Origin of the sequence: Gemmatimonas sp. (assembly GCF_031426495.1) — a bacterium.
Taxonomy (GTDB): domain Bacteria; phylum Gemmatimonadota; class Gemmatimonadetes; order Gemmatimonadales; family Gemmatimonadaceae; genus Gemmatimonas.
In genome coordinates, this window is sequence record NZ_JANPLK010000003.1 from 41123 (window position 1) to 62220 (window position 21098).

The window sequence follows — 21098 nt, forward strand, 5'->3', positions numbered from 1 at the left end:
GGGAGTTTGCTGCTGTTGTCCTACATGTGTATCGCGCGTCCCAACGCACTCAGTGCCGCTTCCTTCACCGTTTCACTGAGCGTCGGGTGCGAATGCACTGTGATGCCGATGTCTTCGGCGCTGCCGCGGTATTCCATGGCCAGCACCACTTCGCTGAGCAAATCAGCCACATTCGGCCCGATCATGTGGCAGCCCAGGATCTCGTCGGTGTCCTGGTCGACGACGAACTTCACAAAGCCCTGCGTCTCGCCCATCGTGCGCGCCTTGCCGTTCGCGCTGAAGGGAAACTTGCCCACGCGATAGGCGCGGCCGCTGGCCTTCACTTCCTGCTCCGTGAGTCCCACCGTGGCCAACTCAGGCCATGTGTAGACGATGCCCGGGATCGTGCGGTGGTGCATATGCACTGGCTTCCCCGCGATCACTTCGGCGGCGATCACGCCTTCTTCCTCCGCCTTGTGCGCGAGCAGCTTGCCGCCGCACACATCGCCGATCGCGTACACGCCGGGCAGATTCGTCTTCTGCTGATCGTCGACGAGAATTTCGCCGCGCGCGCCCATCGCGAGACCCAGCGCCGCCGGGTCGATGCCGCCGATCGCTGACTTCCGGCCCACCGACACGAGCACGTAATCGGCATCGAGGTGTGAGGCCACGCCGTCCCTCTCCACGTGGACGCGCACGCCGTCGTCATGGACGTCGGCGCCGGTCACCTTGGTGCCCGTGTGAATCTCGAGCCCCTGCTTGCGGAAGATCTTGTCCGCTTCCTTCACCAGATCGTCGTCGTTGCCGGTGAGGATCGTGGGCAGGAACTCCACCACCGAGACCTTGGCCCCGAGGCGTCGCCACACCGAGCCGAGTTCGAGGCCGATCACGCCGCCGCCCACGACCACCAGATGCTTTGGCACTTCCGGAATCGAGAGCGCACCCACGTTCGAGAGCACGCGCTTCTCGTCGAACTTCAGGAACGGCAGCTGCACCGGCACCGAGCCGGTGGCGATGATCACCGACTTGCCCTGCCAGTGCGAGATCGTGCCGTCAGCCGCCTTCACCTCCACCACATTGCCCGGCTGCAGCGTGCCGTAGCCCTTGGCCCACGTGATCTTGTTCTTCTTGAACAGAAACTCGACGCCCTTGGTGTTCTGGGCCACGACGTCCGTCTTGCGGGCCATCATCGTGGGAAGGTCAATCGACGCGCCATCGACCTTGATCCCATGTTCGGCCGCATGGAGGCGCAGCCATTCATAGTGTTCGGAGCTCTGGAGGAGTGCTTTCGACGGGATGCACCCTACGTTCACGCACGTCCCACCCAGCGTCTTGTCGAATTCGACGCAGGTGACGGTGAGGCCGAGTTGTGCCGCACGAATCGAGGCGACATAGCCGCCAGGGCCGCCGCCAAGCACCACGACGTCGGCAGTTTGAAGAGTCGGGGAGGTCATGCGGGAAAGCTAATTCCGCGTGAATCTTTTGTGGGATCTTCACGGCGCTGGCCCGTGTCCCCCCTCGCTGCGCGCGTGGTGCATGCTAGCGTTCACGGGACCTATGACTCCCGCCACCATCCTCGTCATCGAAGACGAGACACCCATCCGGTCCGTTATTCGTGCGGCGGCCGAATCCGAGGGGTACGTCGTGTACGAGGCGGCGACGGCCGCGCACGGGCTGTCCCTTGCTCAGCAGGAGCGCCCGTCGCTCATCGTCCTCGACCTGGGGCTCCCCGACGCTGATGGCCTAGTGGTGTGTCAGTCTATTCGCGCGTGGTCGTCCACGCCGATCATCGTGCTGTCGGCTCGGCATACGGATCGCGAGATGGCGCGTCTGCTCGATGCAGGCGCCGACGATTTCCTCGCCAAGCCGTTCAGCACCCTCGAGCTGCAGGCCAGACTCCGGGCGCATCTTCGCCGTGCCCGCATGCCGTCGATCACCCGTGATGATGCGCCGATCCGTGTCGGTCGGCTAACCGTCGATCGCGCCACGCGCACGCTCACCAAAGACGACACGGTGGTCCATCTCACACCGACGGAGTGGGCGCTGTTGCTGGCGTTCGTCACGCATGCCGGACGCACGATGACACACCAGCAACTCTTCGATGCGGTGTGGGGACGGAGTCACGGCGATGCCCAGCAGTACTTGCGTGTGTATGTCGCGCATCTGCGTCGAAAGATCGAAGACGACTCACTGCGACCCACGCTCATCATTACGGAGTCCGCCGTCGGCTACCGGTTTGCCGCGATCGACTGATGAGCGCCGCGCTTTAACGGAGTCTTTGTAAAGCGCGCCCCGGTTCTTTGTGCGGCCTTCTCGGGCTCCGCGATAGCCTGAAGATGCGCCTGTGGCAGGCGCCCGCGCGAGGCAGTGGTCGGCAGAGATCACCGGACGTGATCGTCGATCCGCGCGAGAACCGATTCAGGGGTTTCTATGCGCGATCTGCTCTTTGGGTTGCTCGCACTGTTCGTCTTCAGTTCACTTGCCGGCTACGTGCAGGGTTGCCTGCGACTGGGCCGCGCCAATCACGACGGAGTCCGCGAGGGCTCGCGTCCATGACCGCGACCGCGATGTCTCTCGACGCTGTCGTCGCCGTCGCGCTGGCGGTGCTCATCCTTGCGTATCTGGTCTACTCGTTGCTGCGACCGGAGCGCTTCTGAGATGACCACCATTGGCTGGCTGCAGATTGCTCTTTTCTCCCTGCTGATCCTCGGTGTCACCAAGCCGCTCGGCCTGTATCTGGTCGCAGTGTTCGACGGTCGGGTGCGTTGGCTGTCGCGACTCGAGCGCGTGCTCTTCAGGCTCAGCGGTGTCGATCCGGCCGAAGATCAACACTGGTCCCGCTATGCCATGTCGCTGCTCGCGTTCAGCGCGGTGTCGCTGCTCGTGACCTACGTGGCCCTTCGCGTGCAGAATCACTTGCCGTTCAATCCGCACGCGTTGCCCGCGGTCCCGGACCGTCAGGCATTCGAAACGGCAGCATCTTTCGTGACCAACACGAACTGGCAGAGCTACGCCGGCGAGCGCACGATGTCGTACTTCTCGCAGATGACACAGCTGGCGGTGCAGAACTTCGTGTCAGCGGCCGTCGGACTGAGCGTGGCGTTCGCGCTGATTCGCGGCGTTGCGCGGAAGGGTACCGAAGCCAGCGGCCGCATTGGCAACTTCTGGTGTGACCTGGTCCGTGGCACGCTGTACGTGTTGCTCCCACTCTCGTTGGTGCTCGCGCTCGTCTTCGTTCAGCAGGGAGCGATTCAGACGTTCGCCACCTCGCTCGACGTCACCACGCTCGAGGGGGCAGCGCAGACGATCCCCCTTGGTCCCGTCGCCAGTCAGGAGGCCATCAAGCAGCTCGGAACGAATGGCGGTGGATTCTTCAACGCGAACTCCGCGCATCCCTTCGAGAACCCAACACCGCTGAGCAATCTCTGGCAGCTGTTCGCCGTCTTCGCGATCCCGGCGGCGCTGGTGTATGCCTTGGGTCTCATGGTGGGCAATCGGCGCCACGGATGGGCGCTCTTGGCCGCGATGTTCCTGCTCTTCGCCGTCGGCGTGGGCACGACCTATTGGGCCGAAGCCCGCGGTAATCCCATCCACGCCGCTCGTGGTGTCGATGTCGCATCACAGCTGGTCGGCCATGCGGGAGGCAACATGGAAGGCAAAGAGACGCGCTTCGGCATCAGTGCGTCGGCGCTGTTCGCCACCGTCACGACGGCGGCGTCGTGCGGCGCGGTCAACGCCATGCACGATTCGTTCACGCCGATCGGCGGGCTCGTGACGATGGTGAACATGCAACTCGGTGAGCTGATCTTCGGCGGTGTGGGTGCCGGCCTCTACGGCATGCTGATCATGGTTGTGCTCACGGTCTTCATTGCCGGGTTGATGGTGGGTCGCACACCGGAATACCTCGGCAAGCGCATCCAGGCCCGCGAAGTTCAGATGGCCATGCTCTATGTGCTCGCCTTTCCGGCCGTGGTGCTCGGGATGTCGGCGCTGGCCGTGCTGCTGCCTGACGGTCTGGTGGGCCGGACCAACCTGGGACCGCACGGCCTCTCGGAAATTCTGTACGCGTTCACGTCAACGGCCGCGAATAACGGCAGCGCCTTTGCCGGCTTGAGCGGCGGCACCGACTTCTACAACACGCTGTTCGGCGTGTCGATGCTCTTCGGGCGTTTTGCGCTCATCGTGCCCGTGCTGGCGCTCGCCGGCTTCCTGGCCGAGCGACGGATTGCACCGGAAACCAGCGGCACCTTCCCGGTCACCGGCCCGATGTTCGTCGTGCTCCTCACCGGCGTCATCGTGATCGTCGGGGCGCTGACCTTTCTACCGGCACTCGCCCTCGGACCGATCGTCGAGCAGCTACTGATGCACACCGGGAGGATGTTCTGATGTCGATTGCTCCGCGACCACTCTTCGATGGTCCGATTGTGCGCCTCGCCGTACGTGGGGCGTTCACGAAGCTCGATCCACGGCACATGATCAAGAACCCGGTCATGTTCGTTGTCCTGCTGGGCAGTGTGCTTACGACGCTCCTGGCTCTTCGAGCACAGGCCGCCGGTCGCCCGGACGCCGGCTTCACCTGGCAGTTGGCGGCGTGGCTCTGGGTCACGGTGCTCTTCGCCAACATGGCCGAAGCGTTGGCCGAAGGGCGAGGCAAGGCGCAAGCCAGTACGCTTCGCTCCTCCCGCACGAATGCGTTGGCCAAGCGGCTCGATACCACCGATGGTGGGACGCCCGACATCACGCAGTTCGAGGCGGTATCCGCGACTTCACTGCGACGCGGTGACCTCGTGGTCTGCTTCCCAGCCGACATCATCCCGAGCGACGGCGAAGTATTTCAAGGCGTTGCCTATGTCGATGAGTCGGCCATAACCGGCGAATCGGCACCGGTGATTCGCGAGAGTGGCGGTGATCGTTCGGCGGTGACCGGTGGCACGCGCGTACTGTCGGACTTTCTTGTCATCCGGATCACGGCTAATCCTGGCGAGACGTTTGTGGATCGCATGATCGCCTTGGTGGAAGGCGCGTCGCGCCAGAAAACACCAAATGAGATAGCGCTCACGATCCTGCTGTCAGGGCTCACGGTCGTGTTCCTGCTGGCGGTGGCGACCTTGCAGCCGTTCGCGATCTACAGCGGAGCGGCCGTGCCTTTGGCGGTGCTGATCGCGCTGCTCGTCTGCCTCATCCCCACCACGATCGGCGGTCTGTTGTCGGCGATCGGTATTGCTGGCATGGACCGCATGATTCAGCAGAATGTCATGGCGATGAGCGGGCGGGCTGTGGAGGCCGCAGGCGATGTGAACACGCTGCTGCTCGATAAGACGGGCACGATCACGATCGGCAATCGTCAGGCGGTGTCCCTGCTGGTCGCCGAGGGCGTGACGGAACGTGAACTGGCCGAACGCGCGTATCTCGCGTCGCAGGCCGATGAAACGCCGGAAGGACGCAGTATTGTCTCGCTCGCGCAGCGGTTGCACGCGATGCCGGTGAATAGCCGCACCGCTGAGGTCATTCGATTCTCCGCGCATACCCGGATGAGCGGCGTCGACCTGGACAGCGAGATGGTGCGCAAAGGCGCGGCGGACAGCGTGACACGGTGGGTGCGCGAACGCGGTGGCAGCGCCTCACCGCACATCGATGCGCTGGTCGAGCAGGTCGCCTGTGATGGTGGGACGCCACTGGTCGTCGCCGATTTCGACGGCACCACGGCGCGCGTGCTCGGGGTCATTCACCTGAAGGACGTGGTGAAGGAGGGCATGCGCGAGCGATTTGATCGGCTGCGCGCCATGGGTATTCGCACGGTCATGATCACCGGCGACAATCCGCTCACTGCCGCCGCCATCGCCAAGGAAGCGGGGGTCGATGAGTTCCTGGCCGAGGCGACGCCGGAGGACAAGATGGCGCTGATCAAGCGCGAGCAGGTTGGTGGGCGTCTCGTGGCGATGACCGGTGATGGCACCAATGACGCCCCCGCGCTTGCGCAGGCCGATGTCGGCTTGGCCATGAACACCGGCACGCAGGCGGCCAAGGAAGCCGGCAACATGATCGACCTCGATTCCGATCCGACCAAACTGATCGAGATCGTCGAGATCGGCAAACAGCTGCTCATGACGCGCGGCAGTCTCACGACATTCAGCATCGCGAACGACGTCGCGAAGTACTTCGCGATCATTCCGGCCATCTTCATCGCGACGTTTCCCGCATTGGCGCAACTCAACGTGATGCAGCTGCACTCTCCACAGTCGGCCATTCTGGCCAGCGTGATCTTCAATGCCCTCATCATCGCGGCGCTGATTCCGCTCGCGCTGCGTGGCGTGACGTATCGCCCGGCGGCCGCCTCGGTCATTCTGCGTCGCAACCTGCTTGTGTACGGGCTCGGTGGTCTGTTGGTGCCGTTCGTCGGCATCAAACTGATCGACGTGCTGCTGGTTACGCTGCGCCTCGTTTGATCTCATTCTTCGGAATCCACCCATGATCCGCTCGCTCCTGCGCCCTGCGTGCGCCCTGACCGTGATACTCACTCTCCTCTGCGGCGCGCTTTATCCCGCCGTGGTGACCTCGCTGGCTCACATCTTGTTTCCGTGGCAGGCCAGCGGTTCACCCATCGCCGTCAATGGGCACGTGGTCGGCAGCGCGCTCATCGGGCAGCGCTTCACCAAGCCGGAATACTTTCATGGGCGGCCCTCGGCCGCCGGCGATGGCTACGACGCCACGGCGTCCGGCGGCACGAACCGCGGACCGACCGATAGCACGCTGGCGGCGCTCATCGCGCTGCGGGTCGACAGTGCGGTTGCCGACGGCGCGGCGCGCGGATCGGTGCCGGCCGACCTCGTGACCGCGTCGGCGTCGGGACTCGATCCGCACATCTCGCCCGCCAGCGCCCGCGTGCAGATCGCGCGTGTCGCCCGCGCCCGCGGCGTCGCTGGCGCCCAAGTCGACTCGCTGATTGCCCGTGCGATCGAGCCGCGTCAGCTTGGCATTCTCGGCGAACCTCGCATCAACGTGCTTCGTCTCAATCTGGCGCTCGATAGCGCCTTCACGATGTCCAGCGCAGGGAAACGCTCATGATCGACCATCACACCGTGCGGGCGGCGACCGTATTCGCGACACTGATCGCGCTGATGGGAACGACGGTACCGATCGCTGCGCAATCCGCTGTCAGCGACACCGCACGTCGCATCACCGTTGGTGCGTTCGTTGACGGGGTCTATGCCTTCGACGTCAATCGTCCGTCGACCCGTGATCGGGCCTTCACCACACAGCCCGCGCGGCACAATGAATTCAACATTAATCTCGCGTTCGTCGAGGCGAGATTGACCGGTGGTCGCGTACGAGGACGGGTGGCGCTGCAGGCCGGCACCTCCGTGCAGTCGAACTACGCGGCGGAGCCCCGTCAGGGCGCTGTGAGCGGAGATGTGCTGGCCCGCTCGCTGCAGGAGGCGTACGCCGGCTTCCAGATTACGCCGCGCCTGTGGATCGACGGCGGCATCTTCTACTCGAACTCAGGGATGGAGGGCTGGGTCAGTCGCGACAATCCGGTGTACACGCGATCGCTCGTGGCCGACTACTCGCCGTACTACTCCACCGGGGTGCGCGCCACATGGCAGGCCACGCCAGCACTCACGGCACGGGTGGATGTTGTGAACGGATGGCAGAATATTTCGGAGAGCAACGACGACAAGAGCCTCGGCCTGCGATTCGATTGGGCGGCCACACCAGCCATGACGCTCGCGTGGTACGGCTATGCCGGCAACGAGCCCCGCGCTCAGCGGCGTCTGTTCAACGGGGTTGGCCTCACCTCGCGAATCGCGGATCGCCTCGATGTGCTCGCGCAGTTCGACATCGGGGCGCAGCAGCGGCAGGACAGTGTGACCGCAACACGCACGAACCACGCGTGGTATGGCGCCACGCTCGTCGGTCGACTGTGGGTAAGTCCAGTCGTGGCGCTGTCGGCGCGCGTCGAACGTTTCGCCGATGCCGAGGGGGTGCTCGCGACAACCGCCACAGGGGTACCCTTCCGTACCAACGGCGCCTCAGTCGGCCTCGACATCCGCCCCGAGCCGACGATGCTCTGGCGCACCGAACTGCGCGGCTTGGCGGCCGACGGGGCCGTCTTTCCCAGTAGCCGTGACGCATCGGGATACGCACGCCGCAACGGCGTGTTCGTCACATCACTCGCGCTCACGTTCTGAGTCGATGTCACTCGTGCGCGCGCTCGTACGCGGTCGTCTGAAAGTCTACATCGGCTCGGCCGCCGGTGTGGGCAAGAGCTACCGCATGCTGCAGGAAGCACACGAGTTGTGTCGCCGCGGGGTCGACGTCGTGGTTGCCTTCATCGAAACGCACGGCCGTCGCGAGACCGACGCGCAGGTGGGCGACCTTGAGGTGCTGCCGCGCCTGCAGCTGGAGTATCGCGGCGTCATGCTCGAAGCCCTCGATCTTGACGGGCTTTTAGCGCGACGTCCGGCGGTTGCCATCATTGACGAGCTACCGCACACCAACGTGCCGGGACTTCGGCACGCCAAGCGGTGGGAAGACGTGCTGCTCCTGCTGGACGCGGGGATCAGTGTGATTACCGCGATGAATGTGCAGCATCTCGAATCGCTGAATGCGGTCGTGCAGCAGACGCTTGGTTTGGCGGTGCGGGAGACGGTGCCGGACTGGGTCCTGTCGCGGGCGGATCAAGTCGTCAATATCGATTTGACGGCGGCCGATCTTCGTCAGCGACTGACCGAAGGAAAGATCTATCGGGCGTCGCAGATCCCGCTCGCCCTCGAGAATTTCTTTACGGAGGAGCACCTCACTACCCTGCGTGAGTTGGCGCTCCGCGAGGTCGCGAGCTCGGTGGACCGTGAGCGCGAAGGCATCGTACGTCGCGAGACCGGACGCCACGCCACGGCACATGCGTCGGTCGATCGCATCATGGTTGGCATGGCGAGTCGCGCACCGCGCAGCTCCGTGCTGCTACAGAAGGCCAGTCGGATCGCCGGTCGTCTCAACTCGGATTGGTATTGCGTGTACGTGCAGACGCCGCAGGAACGCGCCGATCGCATCGACCCGGTGGTGCAGCGGCGTCTCGTCGAGCACATGCAGATGGCTCAGCGCATGGGAGCGGATGTCGTAAAACTCGAAGGCACCGACGTGGCCGGCCTGCTGTGCCAGTTCGCGATGGAACATGGAGTGTCGCTGATCGTGATTGGCCAGAGCTATCGCCCGTGGTGGCTTCGCACGATCCGCCCGTCGATCATGGATCGGCTGGTGCACAACCGTTTCGGACTCGATGTGCAGGTGGTCGGTGCCGAGGCGCCGCCGACGGCTGACGTTACGCAGGCGTTTGCGCAGGGTCGAACGAATGGGTAGGCGCGGACGGCTGACACTGGCCGTTGCGCCGTCGGTGATCGGGCTGCTGCTCATCGCGGCACTTGGTTACTGGGGGGAGCTCGGGCGGGCGGTACCAACCCTCGTGCTCATCACCGGCGTGCTCGCCGCGCTGAGCGCGATGGGCATCGGGGTCTGGATCGCCCGTCAAGTCGATCCGGCCACGATGCAGAAGGCCCTGCAGTCGGTCCGAGACGCCGCCGACCGCGACATCGCCCACGCGCAGGCAGGGGCCGACGAGCACCGTCAGATGCTCGAACAGATCGTGGCGTCCATGAGCGAGCGGGTGCGTGAGGTGCAGCTCCCGTTGCACATCCTGCTCGACACGCCGTTTGGCGCCCTGAACGAAAATCAGGAAGAGCTGTTGGGCGCTGCGCGGCAGTCGGCCGAGGCTGCTGATGCGGAACTGCGCCTGCTGCGTCGGCTGCTCGACGAGCCGACCATGCGGCGAGCCGAGGCGGAGGCGATCACGGTGACGGCTCTTCTCGCGCCGGCGCTCGCGGTGGTGGCTTCCGCGGCGGAGGTCGCGCTCGTGCGGCTGGTCGTCGACGTACTCGCCGATCTGCCGCCCGTGCGCGTGCCGGTGTCGGCTGTCCAGGAAAGCCTGGCGACGGTCTTGCTCGAACTTCTGGCCTCCCTCCCGAGAGGATCCGATCTCGGTCTGAGCGCCCGGATCGAGGGAGACGTGGTCGCGCTACGCATCGTGCCGCCTCTCGACTTGAGCGCGCCATCGTTCCGTTTGCGGCTCGCCCTCCAACTGCTGCAGCAGTACACCGCGACCACGGTGGATCAGCCGTCGGGCGGTCTGCTCCGCTTTCCCGTTACCGATCTGCTCGAACGCGTCGGGTAGGTAACGCTTTGTGCGCAGTACGGAGATCCCCATTGGCCCGGGCGACGTAGGACGTACATTGAAATCAGCAATCGCGGCGGATGACGTTACCGACCGTCGCACGGCGCGTCATAAAACACGACGGCACGCAATTCGCGTAGCTACCAAACTGTGCAGCACTTCAATCGCTGGCCGCGACTCCAATCCTCGCATTGAAACGCGTGCTGGTGAAGCCCGACGTCCCGGCGGAAACGCTTAGGGGCGTCGTGGTGCTTTTATAACTGCGAAGTAAGAAGTAGGGGGTAGAGAGTACGGGGTAATCCCCGCTCCCTACCCCCTACTCCGTACCCCTTACTTCGCCGTTAGAGTAGCATCGCCGCCGGGTCTTCCATCAGTTCCTTGAAGCGCACCAGGAACAACACGGCCTGCTGGCCGTCGATCATGCGGTGATCGTACGAGAGCGCGACGTACATCATGGGGCGGATCTCGACCTTGCCGTCGATCGCCACCGGGCGGTCCTGCGTCTTGTGCAATCCGAGGATGCCGACCTGCGGATAGTTGATGATCGGCGTCGAGAGCAGCGAGCCGAACACGCCACCGTTGGTGATGGTGAACGAGCCACCGGTGAGGTCATCCATCGACAGCTTGCCGTCACGCGCACGCTTGGCCACGGCCGCGATGTCCTTGCCGATCTGCACGATGCTCTTCTTGTCAGCGTCCTTCACGTTCGGCACCACGAGCCCGGCGTCGCTGGCCACCGCGATACCCATGTTCACATAGTGTTTGTACACGATCGTGTCGCCATCGATCTGCGCGTTGACCGCCGGATAGGCCTCGAGCGCGAGACAGGCCGCCTTCACGAAAAACGGCATGTACGACAGCTTGACGCCCTGTTCTTTCTCGACGCGTTCCTTGAGACGCTCACGAAGGGCCGTGATGGCCGTCATGTCGATCTCGTTGAACGTCGTCAAGTGCGCCGTCTGGTGCTGTGAGAGCAACAGGTTCTCGGCGATCCGCTTGCGACGCGTCGTCATCTTCTCGCGCGTTTCGCGCGTACCAGTCGGCGCGGCGACGGTCGGAGCGGCTGGAGCGGCTGGCGCGGCTGGCGCGGCTGGCGCGGCTGGCGCCGTCGGCGCGGCCGCCGCCTTGGCCGGCGTCGCAATGGCCGCCACCACGTCGGGCTTCGAGACGACACCGCCACGACCGGTGCCCGCGACGTCGGCCGGGTTGATCCCGGCTTCCGTCGCGAGACGCGCGGCAGCCGGAGACACCTTCACGTCGCCACCGGCTGCAGGAGCGGCCGCCGTCGGCGCCGCCGCAGGAACCGGTGCCGCGACAGCTGCCGCACCAGCGCCCGCCGTGATCTCACCGAGTTCGTCGCCGACGTTCACGACATCGCCTTCACCCTTGTGCCGCTTCGTGAGCACACCAGCCTCCAGAGCCGGCACCTCGACGGTGATCTTATCGGTCTCGAGTTCGACGAGCGTATCGCCGGCGGCGACGCGGTCGCCTTCGTCCTTGAGCCAACGGGAGATGGTCGCCTCGACGATGGATTCGCCGAGCGGTGGAACCTTGATGGACGACATGTGGCGTGACGGTCGTGGTGAACAGTCCGGGGAGCGTAATCCTTCCAATATAGGCCTCGGACCGCCATGACAGGGGGTGCCGACGCCGCACTCCCATTTCGTCGCGAGGCAGCGGAGATTCCTCGAAGACGTCCACCTTCTTCCCAACCCGTCATGACCATGCGTGCCCTGACGATCGATGCTCATGGCGGCCTCGACCAGCTTCGCGTCCGCGACGACCTGCCTGTGCCGGCGCTTGACGGCCCCGACAGTGTGCGCGTGCGGATCAAGGCGGCGGCCATCAACCGGCTGGACCTGTGGGTGCTCGGCGGAATTCCCGGGGTCAAGATTCAGCCGGGTTGGGTGCTCGGCTCCGACGGGGCCGGGGTGATCGATGCCGTCGGCGATGCGGTGCAGGGCATCGCGCCCGGGGATCATGTGATCCTGAATCCGGGGCTGGTGGACCGCCGCTGCCAGTGCGAGTACTGCCGCGATGGTGACCAGCCGCTCTGTCTCACTTATGGCATCATGGGCGAGCATCGCCATGGTACGATTGCCGATTACGTGGTGGTGCCCGCCGACAACGTCCGCATCATTCCCCATACGATTCCGTTCGAGACGGCGGCGGCGTTTCCGCTGGCCACGCTTACCGCTTGGCGGATGATCGTGACCCGCGCCCGGGTGCAGCCCAGCGATCACGTGCTGATCTGGGGCATTGGCGGCGGGGTGGCGCTGGCGGCGCTGCAGATCGTAAAGCGTATTGGCGCCACGGCCTGGGTGACCTCGAGCCGTGCGGACAAGCTGGCGAAAGCGCAGGCGCTCGGTGCCGATCATCTCCTCGACCACACCCATCCAGACCTCGGGAGAGAGATCCGTGCCCGGACCTCCAAGCGTGGCGTGGACGTGGTGATCGACTCGGTGGGTGAAGCCACGTGGTCGCAGTCGTTGGTCGCGCTCGGCAAGCGGGGGCGTCTGGTGACGTGTGGCGGCACCAGCGGACCGTTCGTGCAGCTCGACGTGCGCCGGATGTTCTGGAATCAGTGGACGCTGATGGGGTCGACCATGGGGAACGACGCTGAGTTCGACGCGATGACCGCGCTCTTTCGCGAGGGGGACCTGATGCCGCCGGTGGACTCGGTGTGGTCGATCGAGGACTCGGCCCAGGCCTTCGAACGGCTCTCGTCGGGCGGGCAGTTCGGCAAAGTCGTCGTACGCCTGTGACCGAAACGGCGCGCTTCACGTCGGCCGAGGAGAAGGCCATGCGGGAGATGGTGCAGAGCGGGGAGATCCCGCTCTGCCCGCGATGCGCGGTGCTCATGACGCAGCGGGCGATCGGCGGCGGGTCGTTCGGCTTGGGGTATCACCGGCAGCGGGAGTGGCTCCTCTGCCCACAGTGCCGCCGTAGCGTCATCTTTGATGTGAAGCGGGGAACGCGACTCTAAAAGGGCTCGTTTCCGTCGTGACGGGTGTTTCGCTACTTTCCAGCAGGTCCGCAGGCACCCCCTCTCCATTTGACTTTGTTACAGCAACAATTTCCCGACTCTCTGCAGTTCGCGGCCACCGCGACGCAGACAGACTCGGGTCAGGCCGCTCTTACGTCCACGTTCACCGAACGTCTCGAACAGAGCTTCGCGCTGCTCGGGGAATTCGTGCCCGCGCTGTTCGGCGCACTCGTCATTCTCTTTGCCGGCTATCTCGTGGCGAAGGTGATCGAGAAGGGCACCGGGCGCTTGCTGCGCCGCCTGCATTTCAATCAGCTGCTCGAGCGCGGCGGGGTGATGCAAGCCGTCGAGCGTTCGGGTTCGCACATGAATCCCGCGAAGGTCATCGCCAATCTGCTGTTCTGGTGCGTGATGTTCGCCGTGCTGCTCGTGGCGGCGAATGCGATCGGTCTCGAGTCGCTGGCCAATGTGTTCTCCGAGCTTGTGAGCTACATCCCGAGTGTGATCGCGGCGATCGTGATCATCATTCTCGGTATCGTCCTTGGCGGATTCGTCGGTGGCCTCATCATGGCGTCGGCGGGCGGATTGCACGGCGGTCCGTGGCTGGCGCGTACGGGTCGCGCCGGTGTGATCGTGCTCGCGGTGTTCATGGCGTTGCAGGAATTGGGCATCGCCACGGATATCGTCACGACGGCGTTTGCGATCCTGTTCGGTGCGGTGGCGCTGGCGTTGTCTCTGTCGTTCGGCCTGGGCAATCGTGAACTGGCGGGCGAAGTCACGCGCGAGTGGTATCAGCGATATCAGGCCGAACGTCGTGCGATCGACGCCGAAGCGGCCGCCGACGAAGCAGAAGAGCTGGCCGAAGAGACGTCGGAAGACGAGACCGCCGAGATGCCGATGCCGGAGCCGCCGGTGAGAGTGGCGAAAACGCCGGTCACGGTGGATGCGCGACCGTTCGGAGCGAGCACGCCTTGATGACGGTGAAGGCGTGGGTCTTGGCAGGATTGTTGGTGGCACCTTTTGCCCAGATCCGCGCACAGACAGATAGCACGGCGGCGACGGCGGCGTATCTCGCGGCGGAGACGCGAAGCGACGCCCAGCGCTTGAACACGTTGCGCCGAGAGTACCTCGCGCGCTCCGCCTGGGCCGACCTTGGTGACCGGTGCAATCCCGGCTCGCTTCGCGTCTTCCCGAAAGACACGACGCCGGACCTGCAGAAGGCGCTGCAGGCGATGGTCGAGCGGATGGAGCAGACGATCGTGTTGTATGGGGCTGGCAGCGCGCTGGCGACCCCCGAGGCACGGGCGCTGCTGCGCGTGGTGGTCGGCTGGGAAGCGGGAATCGACCGACCGCGCTGGGATGAGGACGGGACGGGGGTGCATCGCGCCGTGGCCACCGGCCTGACCGGCGATGTGCCTGATCCGACCAAGCCGGGCTGTCTGCCGTCACCCGTCATGGGTGACACGGTCACCTTCGTGGTGCCCGGTTTCGCCGACATGGACTTCCCGAAGGCGCCGCGGCCGCGGGTGAAGGCGTACTTCGGGCCGGAAGGACAGCAGCGGGCCCGCGACGAATTCTTCACGGCGGTGGGCGCCAAGAATCCGAGCGCCGATCTGTCGTACATCGTGGTGGCGCCGATGGTGATCTGGCGGGACTACGCGGTGGTCGGGGTGAACCGTCCGCGCGAGCGGGGCGGAATCGCGGTGGGCTCGGGGAGCAACGGTGGCGCCGCGTATCTGCTGCGCCGGGTCGGCGGCGAGTGGCGGCTGCTCTCGATCGTACGCAGCTGGGGCGCCTGACTCCGGTTGAGTTTCTAAGTCGTTGAAATGCATTAGGTTATGCCAGACCCGACGCGTTGTTTTTACGCCTCGGGTCGTGTATATTTAAAGGCTGTCGATCAAAGTTGCGGACCACGTCTCTCCTGCCCGACGTCACATGACTGCACCGAACGCCCGCGAACGCATCCTGCCGCGCCTCATCGACGAGGAAGTCAAGGAATCGTTCATCAACTATTCCATGAGCGTCATCGTCTCGCGTGCACTGCCCGACGTGCGTGATGGCCTCAAGCCTGTGCATCGCCGCGTGTTGTACGCGATGAACGAGCTCGGACTGTTGCCGGGGCGTCCGTTCAAGAAGTCGGCGACCGTCGTTGGTGACGTGCTTGGCAAGTATCACCCGCACGGTGACAGCAGCGTGTACGACGCGCTCGTGCGTATGGTCCAGACGTTCTCGCTGCGTTATCCGCTGGTAGACGGCCAAGGCAATTTCGGCTCGATGGACGGCGATAACGCGGCCGCCTATCGCTATACCGAAGCGCGACTGACGCGCATGTCGGTGGAAATGCTCGAAGACATCGACAAGAATACCGTCGACTTCGCGCCGAATTTCGACGATCGTCTTCAAGAGCCGCGTGTTCTGCCCTCGGGCGTGCCGAACCTGCTGGTGAACGGTTCGTCGGGTATCGCGGTGGGCATGGCGACGAACATTCCGCCGCACAATTTGCGCGAAGTCGTAAGCGCCGTGATCGCGATGATCGACAACCCCGAACTCGAAGGTGCGGCCTTGCGCGCGATCGTGCGCGGCCCCGACTTCCCGACGGGCGGCTACATCTACGGTCGCGCCGGTATCGCCGATTATCAGGATACGGGTCGCGGGCGCATCGTGATGCGTGCGAAGGCCGTGATCGAAGAGAAGGAATCGACCGGCCGTTCGCAGATCGTCATCACCGAAGTGCCGTACCAGGTGAACAAGGCGAAGCTGGTCATCGACATCGCGGAGCTGGTGCGCGATCAGAAGCTCACCGGCATCAGCGCGCTGCGCGACGAGTCCGACCGTGATGGTATCCGCGTGGTCGTCGAGCTCAAGCGTGACGCGATCCCGCGTGTGGTGCTCAATCAGCTGTACAAGCACACCGCCATGCAGAGCACATTCGGTGTGATCATGCTGGCGCTCGTGCCCGACGTGAACACGCGACAGCTCGTGCCCAAGGTGCTCACGCTCCGGCAGTGCATCGGTCACTACATCGAGCACCGCCACGAAGTGATCGTGCGGCGTACGCAGTTCGATCTCGACAAGGCGCTCGAACGTGAGCACATCCTCGAGGGACTGAAGATCGCCGTCGACAATATCGACGAAGTGATCCGCATGATCCGCGCGGCCGACGACACTCCCACGGCCAGCCTGCAGCTGCAGGCGCGCTTCGGGCTCTCCGAGCGGCAGGCGGAAGCGATCCTCAACATGCGCTTGGCCAAGCTCACCGGCCTCGAGCGCGACAAGCTCGAGGAAGAACTTGTCGAAGTGCGCGCGTTCATCCTCGAGATGCGCAGCATCCTCGAGTCGCGTCCGCGCCGCATGGACATCATGAAGGGCGAGCTGCTGAAGCTGATGGAGACCTACGGCGACGAGCGCCGCACGGAAATCGTCAGCGATGAAGGCGAGTTCTCGATCGAGGATCTGATCGCCGAAGAGGAGATGGTCGTCACCATCTCGCACAACGGCTACATCAAGCGCACGCCGCTGTCACTGTACAACCGCCAGGGGCGTGGCGGTCGCGGCAAGTCCAGCGCGGATCTCAAGGAAAACGATTTCATCGAGCGCTTTTACGTGGCGAGCACGCACACGTACATGCTCATCTTCACCGATGACGGCCGTTGCTTCTGGCTCAAGGTGCACGAGCTGCCGCAGGCCGGGCGCAACACGCGCGGCAAGCCGATCGTGAACCTCATCAACGTCACGCCCGACACGCGCATCCGCGCGATCGTGCTCACGCGCGAGTTCAGCGACACCGAATTCCTGCTGTTCTGCACGCGCAAGGGGACGGTCAAGAAGACCGCGCTGTCGCAGTACAGCAATCCGCGCTCGAATGGCATCAAGGCCATCAAGGTCGAAGAAGGCGACGAGCTGATGGACGTGCAGGTGACGTCGGGCAGCAACGATGTCGTGCTGGCCACGCGCCATGGTCTCTCGGTGCGCTTCCACGAAAGCGACGTGCGCGAGATGGGCCGCGACACGACCGGTGTGAAAGGCATCGAACTGCGCCCCGAAGATCAGCTGGTGGGCATGGTCGTGATCAAGCGCGAAGCGACGCTGCTCGTCGTGACCGAAAAGGGTCTCGGCAAGTGCAGCGAAGTGAGCGAGTACCGTGTGCAGAAGCGCGGCGGCAAGGGCATCCTGACGCTGAACCGCACCGCCAAGACCGGCGACGTGGTCGCGCTGATGGAAGTGGTACCGGAAGACGAGCTGATGCTGATGACGCGTCAGGGTGTGGCGATTCGCTCGCGGGTGAGCGAAATCCGCGTCACGGGTCGTGCGGCCCAGGGCGTCAAGCTGGTGGCACTCGATGACCACGATGTGGTGCAGGCGGTGGCTCGCGTGATTCCCGACGACAAGGATGACGTCGACGGCGTAGAAGGCAGCGAAGGGGATGCGTCGACCGGAGAGCTCGGGCTCGATGGTGGTGGCGACGCGTGATCGCAAGCGCCCGCTGATCGCGACGGCTGATGCCCATTTCCCGAATTCTCGTCGCTGACGACGATGTGGCCGTCCTCGAATCCGTCACCTGGCTGTTGCAGGAGAACGGGTACGAGGTGATTCCCGCCAATGGCGGGATGGCCTGTCTCGAACAGCTCGAGAAGCGCGCGCCCGATCTGCTGCTCCTCGACATCCTGATGCCGGATGCCGATGGATGTCAGCTGCTCGAGCGCATCAAGAGCGAAGAGCGCTGGCGTGATTTGCCGGTGCTCATGCTGTCCGCGCAACCGCCGGAGGAAGCGTCGGTGCGGTCGTTGGGATTGGGTGCGGCCGATTTCATCCGCAAGCCGTATCGGCCGAAGGAGTTGTTGGCGCGCGTGCAGGCGCAGCTGCGCACGGGGGCCATGCTCCGCTCCACCCGCATGGCGCTCGCGCGCACGGAAGAAGCGTTGGTGCGCGCCCAGCAGGATGCCGACAGTCGTCGGAAGCTGGTGGACATTCTGCACGAAGTCACCGGCGACCTGTCGGTCACCGAACTCTTTCACCTGCTGGTGCGTCGAGCGGCGCGCGCGCTGGGTGTGTCGCACTGCTCGGTGGTGCTGGCAAGACCGGGCGACTCGCAGGCCGTGGTGGTGGCGGCGTTCGAGAACCCGGGACTGCAGCATCTCAGCATTCAGCTCGATCGCTATCCGGAACTGAAAGCGGCGCTCGAGTCGGGACAGCCGGTGCTGGTGGAAGATCTCGACACGCATCCGCTGTACGAGGGCGTACGGCATGTGTGGGGTATCGAAGGTATCGAAGTGCCCATCCGCTCGGTGATCGCCCTGCCGTTCACCGTCGACCGGGGCCAGTACGGCGTGTTTCTCGTGCGCCGTACCCGCGATCAGGACCGTTTCGGGCCGCACGATCTCGAGTTCGCGCAGGCCGTGATCACCGCTGCCGTCGCGGTCATCCAGCGCGCGCAAATGGTCGAGAGCACCATGGCCGACAACGCGCGACTGGAACAGCTTGCGCAGACCGATCCGCTCACGCAGTTGTTGAACCGCCGCGCGCTCACCGAGCGCATCACGGCGGAGATGGAGCGTGCGCTCCGCTACGACTCCACGATGGCGCTGCTCATGATCGACCTCGATCACTTCAAGAAGGTGAACGACACGTACGGGCACCTCGTCGGTGACGACGTCCTGCGTGACGTCGGTCAGCTGTTGCTCGACACGATCCGCGGTAGCGACATCGTGGCGCGCTATGGCGGCGAAGAATTTCTGGTGCTGCTGCCAGAAACGGACGAAGCCGGAGCCGTGGCGTTCGCGGAGCGCATCCGCGCAGCGGTCGACGAGTACGAATTCGCGCGAGGTGGGGAGCATCCGCCGCTCAAGCTCACGGCCAGCGTCGGTGTAGCCGTCTTTCCCGCCGCCCGCATCGAAAGCGTGGAAGACTTGTTGTCGAGGGCGGACGCCGCGCTGTATCGGGCCAAGGCCGACGGCCGCAATCGCGTGCGGCAGTAGGTCGTCCGTCCCACTCATTACCGCGCGTGGCGGTGCTCGACCATCGCGCACTTGTCCTGTACCACGTCGATGCCGGCCTTGGCGAGCGTTTCGGCTACATCGGCGTCATGAATGCCTTGCTGCATCCACACCACGCGCGGCTTGGCGGCGAGCATCTCGTCGACATGCTGCGCCACATCGCCCGACCGGCGGAACAGCAGCACCATGTCGGCGGGCGGTATCACCGTACTGAGTGATCGCTGCACCGGTACGCCCAGAATCGCCGTGATGTCCGGGAAGTACACCGGCACCGGGATTATCTCGAATCCTGCGGTCTGCAGATACTCCGGCACGTAGTACGCCGGCCCGCCGACGATCTCCGGCTTGATGCCGATCACGGCGATCCGCTGAACGGACGAGAACACCTCGGCGAGTTGTGCGCTGTGCTCGAGCAGATGCGAATGCCACTCGGGCGCTTCGGTCCGCCCGGCCGCCGGAGGCGTTAGCTTGTGATCCATAGACACTCCCCCTCTCTAGAAATTGCTGGAGCCACCCACATGCGCATGCTGGTACTCGGCGCGGGGCTGCAAGGCACCGCGTGTACGTACGATCTGCTGAACAATCCCTCGGTCACGCAGGTCGTGCTGGCCGATGTTCGCGTCGGCACCCTTCCCGCGTTTCTCGCGCCCTTCGCCGGCCCGCGCCTGGAAGCCATCGCGCTCGATGTCCGTGATGCCGATGCCGTGCGCGCGCTCTTCTCCCGCTGCGACGCGGTGATGAGCGCCATCCCGTACTACTTCAATGCACCGCTCGCCGCGATCGCCGTCGAGATGGGTGTGCACTTCGCCGACCTCGGCGGCAACACGGAAATCGTTCAGGAACAGAAGAAGCTCGACGCCGCCGCGAAAGCCAAGGGGATCAGTGTGATCCCCGACACAGGTCTCGCCCCGGGCATGGTGAATGTGATCGCCCAGCACGGCATCGATCAGTTCGACACCGTGGAAAGCGTGAAGCTGTTCGTGGGGGGCTTGCCGCAAACGCCTGAGCCACCGCTGGGCTATCAGATCGCCTATTCCATCGAAGGCATGGTGGACTACTACACGACCGAGTCACTGGTGGTGCGGAACGGACAGCCGGCGCACGTGACCGCGCTCTCCGAACTCGAATCGGTGCCGTTCGCCGAGCCGGTCGGTGAACTCGAGGCGTTTCATACGGCCGGTGGTCTGTCCACGATGGTGTACCGCTATGCCGGCGTGATTCCCACCATGGAGTACAAGACGCTGCGCTATCCGGGACACGCGCGCGTCATGGCAGCCATCCGTGATCTCGGCCTACTTGGCAACGAGGCGGTGGACGTGAAGGGGCAGCAGGTCGTGCCCCGCGACGTGTTCGTGCGCGTCGCCGGAGAGAAGCTGCGCAAGGGCAAGCCCGACCTCGTGGCGCTGCGCGTGGTCGTGCGCGGTACCAAAGACGGCGTGTCCGGCACGCGGGCGTGGGAAGTGCTCGACCGGTACGATGCGGAACACGGCATCTCCGCCATGATGCGTACGACGGGCTACACGCTGTCGATTACCGGGCAGCTGCAGGCCAGCGGTGCCATTTCCGCCGGCGTGCACACTCCGGACGAATGCATCCCGGCGGAACGCTATTTCGCGATGCTCGCCGAGCGTGGTGTGATGGTGGTCGAACTCACCGTAGCTGCCTGACTCTGTGGGAGCATCTCGAGCGCGTCGACCCCAAGGCGCACGGGGGCGACGTGTTCGTGGCGCCCACGCAGCACGTGGTTAAAGGCTTAGTAGCGGAATACCCGACAGCTCCACGCACCGCTAACGGCTATTCTTGCAGCCAACTGCAACAACCTCCACAATCAAATTTGATCTCCATGCTCCGGCTCGCTTCACGAGTAGCACCGCAAATGTTTTGTTGTCACAACCGGCAGTAGCGCGGGTAGCAA

Annotated in this window: 18 protein-coding genes; 15 read left to right on the top strand and 3 right to left on the bottom strand. The window is 64.5% G+C overall.

Translation table 11 applies throughout. The features are described 5' to 3' along the window. Positions 1 to 20: 20 nt before the first annotated feature. Complete coding sequence (gene lpdA, locus RMP10_RS01955; protein ID WP_310568802.1) at positions 21 to 1433, bottom strand: dihydrolipoyl dehydrogenase; 1413 nt, start codon at positions 1431 to 1433, stop codon at positions 21 to 23. Positions 1434 to 1536: 103 nt separating this feature from the next. Here lpdA and RMP10_RS01960 point away from each other — a divergent pair, with 103 nt between their 5' ends. From RMP10_RS01960 to RMP10_RS01995, 8 genes are all read left to right on the top strand, one after another. Beyond that, positions 1537 to 2232, top strand: coding sequence for a response regulator (locus RMP10_RS01960; RefSeq protein WP_310568803.1), 696 nt, complete (start codon positions 1537 to 1539; stop codon positions 2230 to 2232). A 299-nt stretch (positions 2233 to 2531) separates the two neighbouring features. Next, positions 2532 to 2636 (top strand): K(+)-transporting ATPase subunit F, encoded by a 105-nt coding sequence (kdpF, locus tag RMP10_RS01965; protein ID WP_310568804.1) that lies wholly within the window; start codon positions 2532 to 2534, stop codon positions 2634 to 2636. Between the two features lies 1 nt (position 2637). Further along, positions 2638 to 4365, top strand: coding sequence for a potassium-transporting ATPase subunit KdpA (kdpA, locus tag RMP10_RS01970; protein ID WP_310568805.1), 1728 nt, complete (start codon positions 2638 to 2640; stop codon positions 4363 to 4365). Continuing rightward, positions 4365 to 6425: a potassium-transporting ATPase subunit KdpB gene (gene kdpB / locus RMP10_RS01975; protein ID WP_310568806.1), complete on the top strand. Its 2061-nt coding sequence runs from the start codon at positions 4365 to 4367 to the stop codon at positions 6423 to 6425. The genes kdpA and kdpB overlap by 1 nt, the downstream gene beginning before the upstream one ends. Before the next feature lie 22 nt (positions 6426 to 6447). Then, positions 6448 to 7044, top strand: a complete 597-nt coding sequence (gene kdpC, locus RMP10_RS01980) for a potassium-transporting ATPase subunit KdpC (RefSeq protein WP_310568807.1) — start codon at positions 6448 to 6450, stop codon at positions 7042 to 7044. Continuing rightward, on the top strand, positions 7041 to 8168 hold the full coding sequence (locus RMP10_RS01985; RefSeq protein WP_310568808.1) for an outer membrane beta-barrel protein: 1128 nt from the start codon (positions 7041 to 7043) through the stop codon (positions 8166 to 8168). The genes kdpC and RMP10_RS01985 overlap by 4 nt, the downstream gene beginning before the upstream one ends. 4 nt (positions 8169 to 8172) lie before the next feature. Beyond that, the gene (locus RMP10_RS01990) at positions 8173 to 9336 is read left to right on the top strand and encodes a universal stress protein (protein WP_310568809.1); all 1164 of its coding nucleotides are present in this window, start codon (positions 8173 to 8175) and stop codon (positions 9334 to 9336) included. After that, a complete protein-coding gene (locus tag RMP10_RS01995) occupies positions 9329 to 10204 on the top strand; it encodes a hypothetical protein (RefSeq protein ID WP_310568810.1) in 876 nt (291 codons plus the stop codon). The genes RMP10_RS01990 and RMP10_RS01995 overlap by 8 nt, the downstream gene beginning before the upstream one ends. A 341-nt stretch (positions 10205 to 10545) precedes the next feature. On the opposite strand, the gene odhB is transcribed toward RMP10_RS01995, so the two are convergent. Then, the gene (gene odhB, locus RMP10_RS02000) at positions 10546 to 11769 is read right to left on the bottom strand and encodes a 2-oxoglutarate dehydrogenase complex dihydrolipoyllysine-residue succinyltransferase (protein WP_310568811.1); all 1224 of its coding nucleotides are present in this window, start codon (positions 11767 to 11769) and stop codon (positions 10546 to 10548) included. 153 nt (positions 11770 to 11922) lie between these two features. On the opposite strand from odhB, the gene RMP10_RS02005 reads away from it, so the two are divergent. The 6 genes from RMP10_RS02005 to RMP10_RS02030 all read left to right on the top strand — a co-directional run bounded on the left by RMP10_RS02005 (position 11923) and on the right by RMP10_RS02030 (position 19165). Next, positions 11923 to 12969 (top strand): zinc-binding dehydrogenase, encoded by a 1047-nt coding sequence (locus RMP10_RS02005; protein WP_310568812.1) that lies wholly within the window; start codon positions 11923 to 11925, stop codon positions 12967 to 12969. Further along, a complete protein-coding gene (locus RMP10_RS02010; RefSeq protein WP_310568813.1) occupies positions 12966 to 13190 on the top strand; it encodes a hypothetical protein in 225 nt (74 codons plus the stop codon). Before RMP10_RS02005 ends, RMP10_RS02010 begins: the two co-directional genes overlap by 4 nt. Positions 13191 to 13259: 69 nt before the next feature. Beyond that, the gene (locus RMP10_RS02015) at positions 13260 to 14165 is read left to right on the top strand and encodes a hypothetical protein (protein ID WP_310568814.1); all 906 of its coding nucleotides are present in this window, start codon (positions 13260 to 13262) and stop codon (positions 14163 to 14165) included. Next, complete coding sequence (locus RMP10_RS02020; protein ID WP_310568815.1) at positions 14162 to 14989, top strand: hypothetical protein; 828 nt, start codon at positions 14162 to 14164, stop codon at positions 14987 to 14989. Before RMP10_RS02015 ends, RMP10_RS02020 begins: the two co-directional genes overlap by 4 nt. A gap of 136 nt (positions 14990 to 15125) precedes the next feature. Next, the gene (gene gyrA, locus RMP10_RS02025; RefSeq protein WP_309670535.1) at positions 15126 to 17660 is read left to right on the top strand and encodes a DNA gyrase subunit A; all 2535 of its coding nucleotides are present in this window, start codon (positions 15126 to 15128) and stop codon (positions 17658 to 17660) included. Positions 17661 to 17689: 29 nt separating this feature from the next. After that, positions 17690 to 19165, top strand: coding sequence for a diguanylate cyclase (locus RMP10_RS02030; RefSeq protein WP_309670534.1), 1476 nt, complete (start codon positions 17690 to 17692; stop codon positions 19163 to 19165). A 17-nt stretch (positions 19166 to 19182) separates the two neighbouring features. Here RMP10_RS02030 and RMP10_RS02035 read toward each other — a convergent pair whose 3' ends face one another. Next, positions 19183 to 19662 (bottom strand): CoA-binding protein, encoded by a 480-nt coding sequence (locus RMP10_RS02035; RefSeq protein ID WP_310568816.1) that lies wholly within the window; start codon positions 19660 to 19662, stop codon positions 19183 to 19185. Positions 19663 to 19701: 39 nt separating this feature from the next. Between RMP10_RS02035 and RMP10_RS02040 the strand changes: the two genes are divergently transcribed. Further along, entirely contained in the window at positions 19702 to 20850 is a 1149-nt protein-coding gene (locus tag RMP10_RS02040; protein ID WP_310568817.1) for a saccharopine dehydrogenase C-terminal domain-containing protein, read from the top strand. Positions 20851 to 21098: the final 248 nt, after the last annotated feature.

Coding starts and splice junctions, on each gene's coding strand:
- lpdA (WP_310568802.1), bottom strand. CDS start 1,433: ATGACCTCCCCGACTCTTCAAACTGCCGACGTCGTGGTGCTTGGCGGC.
- RMP10_RS01960 (WP_310568803.1), top strand. CDS start 1,537: ATGACTCCCGCCACCATCCTCGTCATCGAAGACGAGACACCCATCCGG.
- kdpF (WP_310568804.1), top strand. CDS start 2,532: ATGACCGCGACCGCGATGTCTCTCGACGCTGTCGTCGCCGTCGCGCTG.
- kdpA (WP_310568805.1), top strand. CDS start 2,638: ATGACCACCATTGGCTGGCTGCAGATTGCTCTTTTCTCCCTGCTGATC.
- kdpB (WP_310568806.1), top strand. CDS start 4,365: ATGTCGATTGCTCCGCGACCACTCTTCGATGGTCCGATTGTGCGCCTC.
- kdpC (WP_310568807.1), top strand. CDS start 6,448: ATGATCCGCTCGCTCCTGCGCCCTGCGTGCGCCCTGACCGTGATACTC.
- RMP10_RS01985 (WP_310568808.1), top strand. CDS start 7,041: ATGATCGACCATCACACCGTGCGGGCGGCGACCGTATTCGCGACACTG.
- RMP10_RS01990 (WP_310568809.1), top strand. CDS start 8,173: ATGTCACTCGTGCGCGCGCTCGTACGCGGTCGTCTGAAAGTCTACATC.
- RMP10_RS01995 (WP_310568810.1), top strand. CDS start 9,329: ATGGGTAGGCGCGGACGGCTGACACTGGCCGTTGCGCCGTCGGTGATC.
- odhB (WP_310568811.1), bottom strand. CDS start 11,769: ATGTCGTCCATCAAGGTTCCACCGCTCGGCGAATCCATCGTCGAGGCG.
- RMP10_RS02005 (WP_310568812.1), top strand. CDS start 11,923: ATGACCATGCGTGCCCTGACGATCGATGCTCATGGCGGCCTCGACCAG.
- gyrA (WP_309670535.1), top strand. CDS start 15,126: ATGACTGCACCGAACGCCCGCGAACGCATCCTGCCGCGCCTCATCGAC.
- RMP10_RS02030 (WP_309670534.1), top strand. CDS start 17,690: ATGCCCATTTCCCGAATTCTCGTCGCTGACGACGATGTGGCCGTCCTC.
- RMP10_RS02035 (WP_310568816.1), bottom strand. CDS start 19,662: ATGGATCACAAGCTAACGCCTCCGGCGGCCGGGCGGACCGAAGCGCCC.
- RMP10_RS02040 (WP_310568817.1), top strand. CDS start 19,702: ATGCGCATGCTGGTACTCGGCGCGGGGCTGCAAGGCACCGCGTGTACG.